The sequence below is a fragment of the Promicromonospora kroppenstedtii DSM 19349 genome (assembly GCF_000515355.1).
GTDB classification, from domain to species: Bacteria; Actinomycetota; Actinomycetes; order Actinomycetales; family Cellulomonadaceae; genus Promicromonospora; species Promicromonospora kroppenstedtii.
This window is the reverse complement of the sequence record NZ_KI911625.1, coordinates 9186-10171: the sequence shown is the minus strand read 5'-3', so window position 1 is coordinate 10171 and position 986 is coordinate 9186. Positions and strand designations below refer to the sequence as shown.

The following is a 986-nucleotide window of genomic DNA, read 5'->3' as shown; positions in this document are numbered from 1 at the left end:
GTTGCCGTGCACGCGCGCGCCCAGGCCGGCGCGGAGTCCGGCGCGCAGGACGGCGCGGGCCTCGTCCTCGTCGAAGGCCGTGGGCGCGGCGGGCTCGCAGAAGACGTCGATCCAGCGGGCGTGCGGGGCGCAGGCGGCGAGCATCGGCCCGGTCACGAGGTCGACGTACCCGGCGCGGTCGTCGGCGTACTCGGCGGGGACGGTGTGCGCGCCGAGGTACGTCGTCTCCGGGGTGAGCTCCCGGGCGATCCGCAGCGTGCGGGCCTCGGTCGCGACGTCCTGACCGTAGCCGCTCTTGATCTCGACGGTCGTGGTGCCCTGCGCGAGCATCTCGCGCACCAGCGCGGCGCCGCGCGCCCGCAGGGCGTCCTCGCTCGCGGCGCGGGTCGCGGCGACCGTGGTCGCGATACCGCCGCCGGTGTACGGCTCGCCGGTCATGCGCGCGGCGAACTCCGCCGAACGATCGCCCGCGAACACCGTGTGCGAGTGCGAGTCCACGAATCCCGGGAGCACGCAGCGCCCCGCGAGGTCGACGGCGTCGTCGGCCGCGGGGGCCGACGCCGCCGGGCCCGTCCAGGCGATGTGCCCGTTCTCGACGACGACGGCGGCGTCGGGGACGAGTCCGAGACCGTCGGGCACGATCCCGCTGCCCGCGGACGACGTCCCGGCCGAGTCGACCCTGCCCGGCCCCGTCCCACCGTGCTCCGGGTCGTTGGTGACCAGCTCGCCGATGTTCGTCAGCAGCACGCTCATGCGTCGCTCCCCCTGGTGAGGTCGTGCGTCAGGTCCCGCTCGATCGCGGCCGGCCCCGCGGGCCAACCCGTGTCGTGGTCCCGCTCCACGGCGGCCCAGATCTCGTCGATCGCCTCGGCGAGCAGGTGCGCGACGTCGCCGGCCCGGTGTACGCCGTCGCACACCACGAGCTCACCACCCGCCACGACGTCCGACACGTCGGAGGCGCCCGCCACCAGCACCACCTGCGCGGG

Annotated in this window: 1 protein-coding gene and 1 pseudogene; both read right to left on the bottom strand. The window is 75.9% G+C overall.

Annotated features, from left to right (window positions below):
• The coding region (locus PROKR_RS05630) for an amidohydrolase family protein (RefSeq protein ID WP_036960438.1) at window positions 1-753 on the bottom strand (753 nt) is incomplete at its 3' end.
• A pseudogene (locus tag PROKR_RS05625) lies at window positions 750-986 on the bottom strand (hypothetical protein); the annotation flags it as partial. The gene PROKR_RS05630 and the pseudogene PROKR_RS05625, both read right to left, overlap by 4 nt.